Genomic DNA, 12840 nt, shown 5'->3' with positions numbered 1-12840 from the left:
ACCGCCACGCCGGCGTGGCCTGCATGGACCAGGACGTGTTTGTCAACGCCGTGGGTGGCGTGCGCATCAGCGAGCCGGCGGCCGACCTGGCCGTGATGCTGGCCATCACCAGCAGCCTGCGCGGCAAAGCGCTGCCCAAGGGTTTCATCGCGTTTGGCGAGGTGGGCCTGGCCGGCGAGGTGCGCCCCGCGCCGCGCGGTCAGGAGCGCCTGAAGGAAGCCGCCAAGCTGGGTTTCAGTGTGGCGGTGGTGCCCAAGGCCAATGCGCCCAAGAAGAACGACAAGGCCTTCGAGGGGCTGACCATCCACGGCGTGGACCGCATCGAAGAGGCCATGGAGCTGGCCCGCAGCCTGGCTTGATCCCTGCGATGCCCGTGGCCCGTCCTGAGCTTGTCGATGGGCGGTTCCGCGGCATCGGCTGGCGCCCCTCATACGCGTAAACCGTCATCGTGCGCGGCCCAGGCCCACCGAAAATCACCCCATGAACCTCCAGCGCATCGCCATCCCCCTGCTCGTCATCGGCCTGCTCGCCTTCGCGGCGCGCCAATACGGTTGGCCCGGCTTTTTCGCCGTCAGCGGCGGCCTGGTGTTCTGGCTGCTGCTGCACTGGACGCGCATGCTGACGGTGATGCAGCGCGCCGCCCGGCGCCCGATCGGCCATGTGGACAGCGCCGTGATGTTCAACGCCCGGCTCAAGCCCGGCGTGAACCTGATGCACGTGATCGCCATGACGCGTTCGCTGGGCGAACGCCTGAGCGCCGAAGGCGAAGAGCCCGAGCGTTACCGCTGGACCGACAACGGCGGCTCAACGGTCAGCGTCACCCTGCAGGGCGGCCGCGTGAGCACCTGGGAACTGCAGCGCCCGCCGGCACAAGACTGAGCCACGGCCCCGAAGCGGGCACCTAAAATGGGCGTTTTTGGCGGGGCCGGCCGGCGCCGCCGCATCCCAAGACCCAAAGGACCCCGCATGAGCCCCGTGATTCCCTCGATGTCCGACCGCGACGGCAAGATCTGGATGGACGGCCAGATGGTGGACTGGCGCGACGCCAAGATCCACGTGCTGACCCACACGCTGCACTACGGCTGCGGCGCTTTCGAGGGCGTGCGCGCCTACAAGACGGCCGACGGCAGCACCGCCATCTTCCGCCTGGAAGAACACACCGACCGACTGTTCAACAGCGCCAAGATCCTGCGCATGAAGCTGCCGTTCACCAAGGAAGAAGTGAACGAGGCCCAGAAGGCCGTGGTGCGCGAGAACAAGCTGGAGAGCTGCTACCTGCGCCCCCTGACCTGGATCGGCGACAAAAAGCTGGGCGTTTCTCCGAAGGGCAACACCATCCACCTGATGGTCGCCGCCTGGGCCTGGGGCGCTTACCTGGGTGAAGAGGGCATGAAGCGCGGCATCCGCGTCAAGACCAGCAGCTACACGCGCCACCACGTCAACATCACCATGACGCAGGCCAAGGCGGTGAGCAACTACACCAACTCCATCCTGGCCAACATGGAAGTGACCGACGAGGGCTACGACGAGGCCCTGCTGCTCGACAGCTCGGGCTTCGTCTCCGAAGGCGCGGGCGAGAACATCTTCGTGGTCAAGAACGGCGTGATCTACACGCCCGACCTGTCGGCCGGCGCGCTCAACGGCATCACCCGCAACACGGTGTTCCACATCGCCAAGGACCTGGGCCTGGAGATCGTGCAGAAGCGCATCACGCGCGACGAGGTCTACATCGCCGACGAGGCCTTCTTCACCGGCACCGCCGCCGAAGTGACCCCGATCCGCGAACTCGACCGCATCGAGCTGGGCGCCGGCAGCCGCGGCCCGATCACCGAGAAAATCCAGAGCGCGTTCTTCGACATCGTCGGTGGCCGCAATGACAAGTACGCCCACTGGCTGAGCAAGGTCTGACTCCCCCGCGCCGCCTGCGGCGTCACCCCCAAGGGGGCGGCACCTGCGGCCCGGCAAAGCCGGTTCCGCGGCGCCCCTTGATGGAGCCCTGGCGCTCTCAGCAAACAGGAATAATCACATGAGCACCTCTTCCACGATCGAACTCGCCGCCGCCGACCTGAACGACCAGGGCGGCGTGTTCTGCCCCAGCCCCAAGGCGCACATGCCGCTGTGGAGCAGCCATCCCAAGGTCTACCTGGACGTGGCCAGGACCGGTGAGGCCCGCTGCCCTTATTGCGGCACGGTGTACCGCCTCAAGGCGGGCGAGGTGGTGGCGCACGGCCACTGACATCGACGCGGCCGCCACTGCGGTCACGGGGCCATTGCATCACCAGAGCCGGGCCAGCCCCCCGGACCAGACACACAGACCAGGGAAACCCATGATCCTCGTGACCGGCGGCGCCGGCTTCATCGGCGCCAATTTCGTGCTCGACTGGCTGGCCCAGTCGGATGAACCCGTCGTCAACCTCGACAAACTCACCTACGCCGGCAACCGCGAGAACCTCGCGAGCCTGCAAGGCGATGCGCGCCACGTCTTCGTGCAGGGCGACATCGGCGACGCCGAGCTGATCGCCCGCCTGCTGGCCGAGCACCGTCCGCGCGCCGTCATCAACTTCGCGGCTGAGAGCCATGTGGACCGCAGCATCCACGGCCCGGGCGAGTTCATCCAGACCAATGTGGTCGGCACCTTCCGCCTGCTGGACGCCGTGCGCGGGTACTGGGCCGCACTGCCGGCCAGTGAGAAAGAAGCCTTCCGTTTCCTGCACGTGAGCACCGACGAGGTCTACGGCAGCCTGGCCGCCACCGACCCGGCCTTCGCCGAGAACAACCGCTACGAACCCAACAGCCCGTACAGCGCCAGCAAGGCCGCCAGCGACCACCTGGTGCGCGCCTGGCACCACACCTACGGCCTGCCGGTGCTCACCACCAACTGCAGCAACAACTACGGGCCGCTGCACTTCCCCGAGAAGCTCATCCCGCTGATGATCGTCAACGCGCTGGCGGGCAAGGCCCTGCCGGTGTACGGCGACGGCATGCAGATCCGCGACTGGCTCTACGTCAAAGACCACTGCAGCGCCATCCGCCGCGTGCTGCAAGCGGGCCGCGTGGGCGAGACCTACAACGTGGGCGGCTGGAACGAGAAGCCCAACATCGAGATCGTGCAGACCGTGTGTGCGCTGCTGGACGAGTTGCGCCCGCGCGCCGACGGCCAGCCCTACGCCAGCCAGATCAGCTACGTGACCGACCGCCCCGGCCACGACCGGCGCTACGCCATCGACGCGCGCAAGCTCGAAGCTGAACTGGGCTGGAAGCCAGCCGAGACCTTCGAGACTGGCATCCGCAAGACGGTGCAGTGGTACCTGGCGAACCCGGACTGGGTGGCGCACGTGCAAAGCGGCGCCTACCGCGATTGGGTGAGCCAGCAGTACGCGGACACCGCGGCATGAAGATCCTGCTGCTGGGCCAGAACGGCCAGGTGGGCTGGGAACTGCAGCGCAGCCTGACCCCGCTGGGCGAGCTGGTGGCGCTGGACCGCACGGGCGACGCGGCGCGCGGCCTGTGCGGCGACCTGCAAGACCTGGACGGCCTCCGTGGAACGGTGCTCACGCTGCGGCCGGACGTGATCGTCAACGCCGCCGCCCACACCGCGGTGGACAAGGCACAGAGCGAAGCCGACCTGGCGCGTCGCCTGAACGCCGAAGCGCCTGCCGCGCTGGCCGAGGCCGCGAACGCCACCGGCGCCTGGCTGGTGCACTACAGCACCGACTACGTGTTCGACGGCAGCGGCGACCGCCCCTGGGTGGAAGACGCCCCCACCGGCCCGCTCAACGTCTACGGCCAGACCAAACTGGACGGCGAGCGCGCGATCGCGGCGGCCCACCCGCGCCACCTGATCTTGCGCACCAGCTGGGTCTACGCCGCGCGCGGCGGCAACTTCGCCAAGACCATGCTGCGCCTGGCCGCCGACCGCGAACGCCTGACCGTGATCGACGACCAGTTCGGCGCGCCCACGGGAGCCGAGCTGATCGCCGACGTGACGGCGCACGCCATCCGCCAAGTGCTGCAGCGCCCGCAGGACGCCGGCACCTACCACCTGGCCGCCGCGGGCGAGACCACCTGGAACGGCTACGCCCGCCACGTGATCGATGCCGCGCGCCGGATCAAGCCCGAGACGGCCCTGGCAGTGCAGGAGGTGGCGGCCGTGCCCACCAGCGCCTTCCCCACGCCGGCGCGCCGCCCGCACAACTCGCGCCTGGACACCACACGCCTGCAGCAGACCTTCGGCCTGCGCCTGCCCGCCTGGCAACAGGGCGTGGACCGCATGCTCGCGGAAATCCTTTGAAGCCTCCGGGAGAACCCATGACACAACGCAAAGGCATCGTCCTGGCCGGAGGCTCCGGCACCCGGCTGCACCCGGCCACGCTGGCCATCAGCAAACAGCTACTGCCGGTGTACGACAAGCCCATGATCTATTACCCGCTGACCACGCTGATGCTGGCGGGCATGCGGGACGTGCTGATCATCAGCACCCCGCAGGACACGCCGCGCTTTGCCCAGCTGCTGGGCGACGGCAGCCAGTGGGGCATGAACCTGCAGTACGCCGTGCAGCCCAGCCCCGACGGCCTGGCGCAGGCCTTCATCATTGGCGCCGACTTTGTGGGCAACCACCCCAGCGCCCTGGTGCTGGGCGACAACATCTATTACGGCCACGACTTCACCGGCCTGCTGGCCGGCGCTCACGCGCAGACCGAGGGCGCCACCGTGTTTGCGTACCACGTGCAGGACCCGGAACGCTACGGTGTGGTCGAGTTCGATGCGGCAGGCAAGGCGGTGAGCATCGAAGAGAAACCGAAACAGCCCAAGAGCAACTACGCCGTCACCGGCCTGTACTTCTACGACCAGCAGGTGGTGGATATCGCACGTTCGATCCAACCCAGCGCGCGCGGCGAGCTGGAGATCACCGCCGTCAACGACGCCTACCTGCAGCGCGGCCAACTGAAGGTGCAAATCATGCAGCGCGGCTACGCCTGGCTGGACACCGGCACGCACGAGAGCCTGCTGGACGCGGGCCAGTTCATCGCCACGCTGGAACAGCGCCAGGGCCTGAAGATCGCCTGCCCGGAAGAGATCGCCTGGCGCAACGGCTGGATCGACGCCGCCCAGGTCGAACGCCTGGCCCAGCCCCTGGCCAAGAACGGCTACGGCCAGTACCTGCTGCGCCTGTTGCGCGAGGAGCAACGCCGATGAAAGCCACGCCCACCGCCATCCCCGACGTGATGGTGATCGAACCCAAGGTGTTCGGCGACGCGCGAGGCTTCTTCTTCGAGAGCTTCAACCAAAAGGCCTTCAACGAGGCCACCGGTCTGGACCTGCACTTCGTGCAGGACAACCACAGCCGCAGCGCCAAAGGCGTGCTGCGCGGCCTCCACTACCAGCTGCAGCAACCTCAGGGCAAGCTGGTGCGCGTGGTGCGCGGGGCGGTGTTCGACGTGGCGGTGGACATCCGCCGCGGCTCGCCGACCTTCGGTCAGTGGGTGGGCATGGAGCTGAGCGAGGACAACCACCGCCAGTCCTGGGTGCCGGCCGGCTTTGCGCACGGCTTTGTGGTGCTCAGCGAGACGGCGGACTTTCTGTACAAGACCACCGACTACTACGCCCCCCAGCACGAGCGCTGCATCGCCTGGAACGACCCCGCCATCGGCATCCAGTGGCCCGACATCGGCATGGCTCCGCTGCTCTCGGCCAAGGACCAGCAAGGCAAGGCGCTGGCGGCGGCCGAACCGCTCTGAACCACCGCCACCGGGACAAAAAAAAGCCACCTTGCGGTGGCTTTGTAAAGTCCTTGGAAGGACGTCGTTGGGAGACCAGATTCAAACGTTGGTACTAACGTGTGGAGTTTGCCGGGTCCATGTAGTAAGACATGTTGTGACAGCAACAGCAACTATTGTGCGTTGCCGCATGAAAATCGCCTATCCCCTGTTTGGGGGAGAGGGGGCGGTTTTTCGCGTCTTTGCCCACAGTTCGGCCACGCTGGCGACCGTTCGGCGCCGATAGACCACCGCTGGTCGGCACCCCTCACATCGGCAGTTCGAGCACGAAGCGGGCGCCACCGCCCGGACGGTCTTCGCAACGGACCTGGCCATGGTGCCGCTGGGCGATGGACCTGACGAGCGACAAGCCCAGCCCCACCCCGCCTTCGCGTTCGCTGGCGCCCGGCAGGCGGTAGAAGGGCTCGAAGATGCGTTCGCGCAACTCGGCGGGCACGCCGGGGCCCCGGTCTTCGACCGCCACCACCGCCATGGCGGGGCGGCCCGGCCGGGCACCGTTCGCCGGAGCGGCCGGCTGGACGCCGATGACCAGCCGCACCGCCGCCTCGTCGCCCGGGGTCGTTGCCGCCGGCTGGCCGTAGCGGCGGGCGTTTTCCAGCAGGTTGCGCAGCACCCGGCGCAGCAGGCGGGCGTGGCCCTGCACCAGCACCGGGGGTGAGCCTTCGGCCACCTCCAGCTCGGCGCCGGTGCGGGCGCACTCTTCGGCCGCCAGGCCCACCAGGTCGATTTCTTCGGTCGGCCCCAGTGCACCGGCGGCGTGGGCATCGCGCATGTCCAGCCGGCTGGCCAGCAGGATCTCGTCGATCAGCTGGTCCAGCTCGGCGATGTTGCGGGCGATTTCGGCACGGGCGCTGGCCGTGCCCGGGTCGCGGCCCAACAGCTCCAGCCCCATGCGGATGCGCGCCAGCGGCGAGCGCAGCTCGTGCGACGCGTTGGCCAGCAAGGCCTTGTGGGCCTGCAACAAGGTTTGCACACGCTCGGCCGAGGCGTTGAAGCGTTCGGCCAGGAAGGCCACCTCGTCCTGCCCCTGCACCGGCAGCCGGGTGCTCAGGTCGCCCTGCCCCCAGCGTTCCACCCCCTTTTGCAGCCCTTCCAGGCGTTTGGTCAGGCGCCGCACGACGGGGTAGGTGCCCAGCGCCACGGCCAGCCCCACCAGTGAAAGCAGCCACACGAAACCGAACGGCGCCTGCAGCCAGAACGCGGTCGAGGCACTGCGGCGCGTGGACGGCGGGACACCCGGCGGGCGGCTCGGGCGTGGCAGCTGCACGTACAGCGTCTGCCCGTCGTTCATGGTCACCTGGAATTCCAGTGCCTGGCCGGGCACCCGCACCGCCCGCGCGGGGGAGCGGCCCACCACCTCGCCCGCGGCGTTGCGCAGCACCAGTTCGCGCGCCATGCGGGCGTCGCGCTCCTCGCGGTCGTGGTCCAGCGCCATCTGCCACAGCCAGCCCACCACCAGCGTCAGCAAGGCCACCGCGGCCACGATGGCCAGCCAGATGCGCAGGTACAGCTTCTGCCCCAGCAGGCTTTTCACGGTTCAAGCCCCGTCCAGAACGCAGTCGGCGCGCGTGCCTGTGCCAGAAACACCGTGTCCCCAGCTTCGCCGGGCCAAAGGTGTTGCCCCTCCACGGGGGGCTGAGGGCCGCGGCTCCAAGCCTGCCTGCGCAGGCTTGGACAGACCGAAGAAGCATGGGCTCTGTCCCATGCTGCGGTCTGCAAGGCGAGCGAAGCGGCGCAGGGGGGTCATGCCTAATCCTGCTGCTTGGCAAAGACGTAGCCGACCCCGCGCACCGTCAGGATGCGTTTGGGGTCCTTGCTGTCGGCTTCGATGGCGTTGCGGATGCGGCCGATGTGCACGTCGATGCTGCGGTCGAAGGCTTCGAGTTCGCGGCCGCGCACGGCTTCCATGATCTGGTCGCGCGTGAGCACGCGGCCCGCACGTTCGGCCATGGCCACGAGCAGATCGAACTGGTAGGAGGTCAGGTCGCAGGCCTGGCCCGTCACCTGCACCGTGCGCGCGTCGCGGTCGATCTCCAGCGAACCGAAGCGCAGCACGGGGGTGGAACGGGTGGTGGGCGCACTGCCGGGCTCGCCGCGGCGGCGCAGCACCGCGCGGATGCGCGCCAGCAGTTCGCGCGGTTCAAACGGCTTGGGCAGGTAGTCGTCGGCACCGAGTTCCAGGCCGATGATGCGGTCCATCGGGTCGCCCTTGGCGGTGAGCATGAGCACCGGCGTGCGCGCCAGATCGCCCGGCAGCGCGCGGATGCGGCGGCAGACCTCCAGCCCGTCGATGCCGGGCATCATCAGGTCCAGGATCACCAGCTCCGGCTGCACCAGCGGCAGCTGCTCCAGCCCGGCCTCACCGTGGCCGGCGTGCGTCACCTCGAAGCCGGACTGCCCCAGGTACTCGGTCACCATCTGGGCCAGACGGGCGTCGTCTTCGATCATCAAGAGTCGGGAAGTCATGTTTTTCAGTGTAGCGGCGTCGGCAACATGGCGGCCATGGTCGCGCGCGCGCATCAAGCCCGTGTGTGCCTCGCGTAAAGTTGCGTGAATGTCCGCCGCACGCCCCTGGCCCGAGCTGGCCCCGCCCCTTCCCGCCCCGTCGTTCACCGCGCTGCTGGCACGGCTGCGCGACGAAGCGCCGTCGGCACCGGCGCTGAGCTGGCGTGACCCGACCCTGGCCGGACCCGGCTGGCAGACGCTGGACCGCGCCGCGCTGGCCGATCAGGTGAGCACCTGTGCCGCGCACCTGGCGCAGCGCCACGGCCTGCGGCCTAGCGAACGTGTGGCCTGGCTGGGCCTGAACCACTCGGCCGTGGTCGTGCTGCTGTTCGCGCTGGCGCGCCTGGGCGCGGTGCTGGTGCCGCTGAACCACCGCCTCTCGCCGGCCGAATGGCAGGCAGTGCTGGCCGATTGCACCCCGCGGCTGCTGGTGCACGACGAGGCCTTTGCCGAGGCCGCGGCGCAGCTGGCCAGCGACCGCACCGCCGCCCTGGCCTGGTCCACGGTGTGCGACGGTGCCTCCGACGCCCCGCCCCCACCGGCCGACGCGCCCGAAGCCCCGCTGCTGCTGGTCTACACCTCGGGCACCACCGGCCGGCCCAAGGCCGCCGTGCACACCCAGGCCAACCTGCTGTCCAACATGGCCATCGCGGCGCAGGTGCAGGGCTTGACGACCACCGACGTGGTGCTGACCGTGCTGCCGCTGTTCCACGTCGGCGGTCTGTGCATCCAGACCCTGCCGGCGCTGTCCGTCGGCGCCCATGTGCGCCTGTTCACCCGCTTCGACGCCACGGCCACGCTGCACAGCATCGCCCACGACCGCCCCACGCTCACGCTGCAGGTGCCGGCCACGCTGCAGGCGCTGACGGCGCATGCCGACTGGGCGGCCACCGACCTGTCCAGCCTGCGCGCGGTCTGGGCCGGCTCCAGTCTGTTGCCCCCCGCGCCGCTGGCCGCCTTCCTCGCGCGGGGCGTGCCGGTGTGCAATGTGTACGGCAGCACCGAAACCGGGCCGTTCTCCATCGCCCTGCCGCCCGCGCAGGTGGCGGACCACCCGGAATCCTGCGGCTGGCCGGTGCCCGGCGTGGACGTGCAACTCTGCGATCCGCAGGGCGCGCCCGTGGCACCGGGTGCGGCCGGCGAGATCTGGGTGCGCGGCCCCAACGTGGTGGCCCGCTACTGGCCCGCCCAGGCGGCCACCGACGCCGAGGGCTTCTTCCACAGCGGCGACCTGGCGCGGCAGGCGCCGGACGGCAGTTTCACCGTGGTCGGCCGCGCCAAGGACATGATCATCTCGGGCGGCGAGAACATCTACCCGGCCGAGATCGAACACCTGATCGCCCAGCACCCGGCCGTGGCCGAGTGCAGCGTGGTCGGTCAGGCCGACGCGCGCTGGGGCGAGGTGGCGGTGGCGGTGGTGGTGCTGCGCGATGCGGGTGCCGGCGCCGACGACTGGCCGACCCCGCTGCAGGACTGGCTGGACGGGCGGCTGGCGCGCTACAAATGGCCGCGCCGCTGGCTGCGGCTGGACGCCCTGCCCCGCACCGCGCTCGGCAAGGTGAAGAAGGCCGAGCTGACGGAATTGCTGCGCGCAGACACCCCGGATATCTGAAGGGAAGCCGACCGGGAACCCCGTGGAACCGGCGGTGCCGGGCGCCACAGGTGTTGCGCCTTTGAAGGGGCTGAGGGCCGCCGCTCCAAGTCTGCCTGCGCAGACTTGGACCGCCCGAAGTGCCATCGGCTCTAACGGTGGCGCGGCCTGCAGGGCACGCGCCGTCAGGCGCGGCGCGGGGGCGGCATCATCCGCGTGGCCAGCCAGATCAGCACCAGCACCGGCAGGCCCAGCAAGGCCGTCGCGGTGAAAAACGTCGGGTAGTCGTGGGCGTCGACGAAGGCACCTGAATACCCCGCCAGCCACTTGGGCGCCAGCAGCATCATGGAACTGAACAGCGCGTACTGCGTGGCCGAGTAGCTGACGTTGGTCAGGCTGGACAGGTAGGCGATGAAGGCGGCCGAGGCCACGCCCGCGCTCAGGTTGTCGGCCGAGACCACGGCGATCAGCGCCGTCACGTCGTGGCCATGGCCCGCCAGCCAGGCGAACAGCAGGTTGCTCGCGGCCGAGAGCACGGCGCCGAGCATGAGCACCCGCATCACGCCCAGCCGCAGCGACAGCGCGCCGCCGATGAAGGCGCCGACCAGGGTCATGATCACGCCGTAAACCTTGGTGACCGCGGCCACCTCGTCCTTGGTGTAGCCCATGTCCACGTAGAACGGGTTGGCCATGATGCCCATCACCACGTCGCTGATGCGGTAGACACCGATCAGCGCCAGGATCAGCAGCGCGTGCGAGCCGTAGCGCTTGAGGAAATCGGCAAAGGGTTCGACGAAAGCGCCCTTGAACCACTCGGCCGCGTTGCGGCTGGGCGGCAGCGCCACCCGCGCCGGCTCGCGCGAGAACAGCACCGTCACCACCCCGACCACCATGCTCGCGGCCATGACGAGGTAGGCCGTGGTCCAGGCGGCGTTCTGGTAGAGCGCACCAGGCGCGGGTTTGGCGGCTTCGGCAGCCCCTGCCACCGCCTGCGATGCCACTGCGGCGGCGGCCTGCGCCACAGGCGCCACCTCGGCCCGCGCCGCCAGCCACAGCACCCCGGCCCCGGCCCAGATCATCGCCAGCCGGTAGCCGGTCTGGTAAGTCGCGGCCAGCGTGCCCTGGTGGGCGGCGTCGGCCGATTCGATGCGGTAGGCGTCCAGCGCGATGTCCTGCGTGGCCGAGGCAAACGCCACCGCCAGCGCGCACCAGACCACCAGGTTCAGGTCGGCCCGCGGGTCGGCCAGGGCCATGCCCACCAGGGCCGCCATGATGGCCAGCTGCGAAACCAGCAGCCAGCTGCGGCGGCGCCCCATGGCACCGGTCAGCAGCGGAATGGGCAGCCGGTCCACCAGCGGCGACCAGACCCACTTGAAGCCATAGGCCAGCCCGACCCAGCTCAGGTAGCCGATGGTGGTGCGGTCCAGCCCCGCCTCGCGCAGGCGAAAGCTCAGCGTGCCCAGCACCAGCAGCAGCGGCAGCCCGGCCGAGAAGCCCAGCGCGAACATGCGCAGGCTGGCCGGCTCCAGGTAGGCCCGCAGGGTGTCGGCCCAGCTGGGGCGGGCGGCGGTGCCGGATGGGGACAGCGGCGTGACGGAAGGCTCGGTCATGGGCGGGAACGGGCGGCGACAAAACCGCGCGGTGGTCAGAAACGGAGGGCTTGTCTATTATTGGCCCACCATGTGCTTCCTCTGCGACCTCAAGTCCCCCCACACCGCCGCGGCCCCGCAGCGGCCCGAACACGTCTGGTCGGCGCGCCGCGCCTTCCTGCTGGCCGGCAGTGCCGCCGCGGTCGGCGCCAGCGCCGACGCCCTGGCCCAGGTGGAAGTGGGCAAGTCCTCGTCGGTGCGCAAGCTGGTGCCGGCGGCCGAGCTGGAAGGCGCGGCCACCCAGCAATACGGCCAGATGATGGAAGAGGCCCGCCAGAAGAAGACCCTGGTGCCCGAGAACGCCCCGCAGGTGCAGCGCCTGCGCAAGATGGCCAACCGCCTGATCCCGCACACCGCGCCGTGGAACGACCGCGCCCGGTCGTGGCAATGGGAAGTCAACCTGATCGCCAGCGACGAGGTCAACGCCTTCTGCATGCCCGGCGGCAAGATCGCCTTCTACACCGGCATCCTCGACAAGCTCAAGCTCGACGACGACGAGGCCGCCATGATCATGGGCCACGAAATGGCCCACGCCCTGCGCGAGCACGCCCGCGAGCGCCTGGCCAAGACCCAGGCCACGGGCATGGGGCTGTCGGTGCTGTCGTCCCTGCTGGGCCTGGGCCAGCTGGGCGACGTGGCCGCCAGCCTGGGCACGCAGCTGCTGACGCTGCGGTTCAGCCGCGAAGACGAAACCGAAGCCGACCTGGTCGGCCTGGAACTGGCCGCCCGTTCGGCCTACAAGCCCCAGGCCAGCGTGAGCCTGTGGCAGAAGATGACGGCCCAGAACGGCAAGGGCGGCCCGTCCTTCCTGTCGACCCACCCCAGTGGCCCCAATCGCATCAAGGAACTGCAGGCCAACGTGCCCAAGGTGCAGAAGCTGTACGAGGCGGCGCGCAAGGGGTGATCCCCCACCCCGCTGGCGCCGCCAGCAGTTGTGCGCTCAGGGCTTGGGCGTCAGCACAACGATCTCCCCCGTGGAGCCCCGCTTGAGGTACAGCCGGTTGGCGTCGGCCCGCATCTCCGAACAGCCGCTGGGAAACTTGCCTTCAAAGTCCACACACAGGCGATTGTCCTCGGTGCGCCAGCGCCCGCGATCTGCGGTGCCATTGCTCACCGTCATGTGCATCAGGCCTTGAGACTCGTAGCGCATCTCCCAGCCAATACCGTTGGCGATGCGGGCTGTGTAAGTCTTGCCCGCCAGCCGCTCCTGCAGGGCCTTGCCCGTGACCGGCTGAGACTCGGGCGCAAAGGTGGGCGTGGCGCAGCCTGCCAGGACGAGACCCACCAGGGTGGCGACCGTGCTTGCAACGTGTTTCAT

General features: G+C 69.4%; 14 protein-coding genes. 10 read left to right on the top strand and 4 right to left on the bottom strand.

The features are described from left to right. From RMP09_RS09205 to rfbC, 8 genes are all read left to right on the top strand, one after another. A partial coding sequence (locus RMP09_RS09205; protein ID WP_310565681.1) for a magnesium chelatase domain-containing protein occupies positions 1-359 on the top strand: 359 nt, incomplete at its 5' end. A 121-nt stretch (positions 360-480) separates the two neighbouring features. Then, a complete protein-coding gene (locus RMP09_RS09200; protein WP_310565680.1) occupies positions 481-879 on the top strand; it encodes a glycerate kinase in 399 nt (132 codons plus the stop codon). Positions 880-966: 87 nt separating this feature from the next. Further along, positions 967-1908, top strand: a complete 942-nt coding sequence (locus tag RMP09_RS09195; protein ID WP_310565679.1) for a branched-chain amino acid transaminase — start codon at positions 967-969, stop codon at positions 1906-1908. 118 nt (positions 1909-2026) lie between these two features. After that, positions 2027-2236, top strand: a complete 210-nt coding sequence (locus RMP09_RS09190) for a zinc-finger domain-containing protein (RefSeq protein WP_310565678.1) — start codon at positions 2027-2029, stop codon at positions 2234-2236. Between the two features lie 91 nt (positions 2237-2327). Further along, positions 2328-3395: a dTDP-glucose 4,6-dehydratase gene (rfbB, locus tag RMP09_RS09185; protein WP_310565677.1), complete on the top strand. Its 1068-nt coding sequence runs from the start codon at positions 2328-2330 to the stop codon at positions 3393-3395. Next, complete coding sequence (rfbD, locus tag RMP09_RS09180) at positions 3392-4291, top strand: dTDP-4-dehydrorhamnose reductase (RefSeq protein ID WP_310565676.1); 900 nt, start codon at positions 3392-3394, stop codon at positions 4289-4291. Before rfbB ends, rfbD begins: the two co-directional genes overlap by 4 nt. 17 nt (positions 4292-4308) lie before the next feature. Next, positions 4309-5196 carry a glucose-1-phosphate thymidylyltransferase RfbA gene (rfbA, locus tag RMP09_RS09175; protein WP_310565675.1) on the top strand — a complete coding sequence of 296 codons (888 nt, stop codon included), beginning with the start codon at positions 4309-4311 and terminating at the stop codon, positions 5194-5196. Further along, positions 5193-5738, top strand: a complete 546-nt coding sequence (gene rfbC / locus RMP09_RS09170; protein WP_310565674.1) for a dTDP-4-dehydrorhamnose 3,5-epimerase — start codon at positions 5193-5195, stop codon at positions 5736-5738. The genes rfbA and rfbC overlap by 4 nt, the downstream gene beginning before the upstream one ends. Positions 5739-6024: 286 nt before the next feature. Here rfbC and RMP09_RS09165 read toward each other — a convergent pair whose 3' ends face one another. Further along, entirely contained in the window at positions 6025-7311 is a 1287-nt protein-coding gene (locus tag RMP09_RS09165; protein WP_310565673.1) for an ATP-binding protein, read from the bottom strand. Between the two features lie 215 nt (positions 7312-7526). Continuing rightward, positions 7527-8243, bottom strand: coding sequence for a response regulator transcription factor (locus tag RMP09_RS09160; protein ID WP_310565672.1), 717 nt, complete (start codon positions 8241-8243; stop codon positions 7527-7529). Between the two features lie 88 nt (positions 8244-8331). Between RMP09_RS09160 and RMP09_RS09155 the strand changes: the two genes are divergently transcribed. Beyond that, positions 8332-9894, top strand: coding sequence for an AMP-binding protein (locus RMP09_RS09155; protein ID WP_310565671.1), 1563 nt, complete (start codon positions 8332-8334; stop codon positions 9892-9894). A gap of 164 nt (positions 9895-10058) precedes the next feature. Here RMP09_RS09155 and RMP09_RS09150 read toward each other — a convergent pair whose 3' ends face one another. Further along, positions 10059-11483, bottom strand: coding sequence for an AmpG family muropeptide MFS transporter (locus RMP09_RS09150; protein ID WP_310565670.1), 1425 nt, complete (start codon positions 11481-11483; stop codon positions 10059-10061). Positions 11484-11553: 70 nt separating this feature from the next. Here RMP09_RS09150 and RMP09_RS09145 point away from each other — a divergent pair, with 70 nt between their 5' ends. Next, entirely contained in the window at positions 11554-12426 is an 873-nt protein-coding gene (locus tag RMP09_RS09145) for a M48 family metallopeptidase (protein ID WP_310565669.1), read from the top strand. Positions 12427-12462: 36 nt separating this feature from the next. Here the strand turns inward: RMP09_RS09145 and RMP09_RS09140 are convergent, their stop codons facing one another. Then, positions 12463-12840 (bottom strand): hypothetical protein, encoded by a 378-nt coding sequence (locus RMP09_RS09140; RefSeq protein WP_310565668.1) that lies wholly within the window; start codon positions 12838-12840, stop codon positions 12463-12465.

The organism is Hydrogenophaga sp., from assembly GCF_031426985.1.
Lineage (GTDB): Bacteria > Pseudomonadota > Gammaproteobacteria > Burkholderiales > Burkholderiaceae_C > Hydrogenophaga.
This window is presented reverse-complemented; position numbering and strand designations above follow the sequence as displayed.

Bases quoted from the DNA above. Each gene is read 5' to 3' on its own strand.
- RMP09_RS09190 (WP_310565678.1), top strand. From the start codon at position 2,027: ATGAGCACCTCTTCCACGATCGAACTCGCCGCCGCCGACCTGAACGAC.
- RMP09_RS09195 (WP_310565679.1), top strand. From the start codon at position 967: ATGAGCCCCGTGATTCCCTCGATGTCCGACCGCGACGGCAAGATCTGG.
- rfbC (WP_310565674.1), top strand. From the start codon at position 5,193: ATGAAAGCCACGCCCACCGCCATCCCCGACGTGATGGTGATCGAACCC.
- RMP09_RS09145 (WP_310565669.1), top strand. From the start codon at position 11,554: ATGTGCTTCCTCTGCGACCTCAAGTCCCCCCACACCGCCGCGGCCCCG.
- RMP09_RS09200 (WP_310565680.1), top strand. From the start codon at position 481: ATGAACCTCCAGCGCATCGCCATCCCCCTGCTCGTCATCGGCCTGCTC.
- RMP09_RS09155 (WP_310565671.1), top strand. From the start codon at position 8,332: ATGTCCGCCGCACGCCCCTGGCCCGAGCTGGCCCCGCCCCTTCCCGCC.
- RMP09_RS09160 (WP_310565672.1), bottom strand. From the start codon at position 8,243: ATGACTTCCCGACTCTTGATGATCGAAGACGACGCCCGTCTGGCCCAG.
- rfbD (WP_310565676.1), top strand. From the start codon at position 3,392: ATGAAGATCCTGCTGCTGGGCCAGAACGGCCAGGTGGGCTGGGAACTG.
- rfbA (WP_310565675.1), top strand. From the start codon at position 4,309: ATGACACAACGCAAAGGCATCGTCCTGGCCGGAGGCTCCGGCACCCGG.
- rfbB (WP_310565677.1), top strand. From the start codon at position 2,328: ATGATCCTCGTGACCGGCGGCGCCGGCTTCATCGGCGCCAATTTCGTG.
- RMP09_RS09150 (WP_310565670.1), bottom strand. From the start codon at position 11,483: ATGACCGAGCCTTCCGTCACGCCGCTGTCCCCATCCGGCACCGCCGCC.
- RMP09_RS09140 (WP_310565668.1), bottom strand. From the start codon at position 12,840: ATGAAACACGTTGCAAGCACGGTCGCCACCCTGGTGGGTCTCGTCCTG.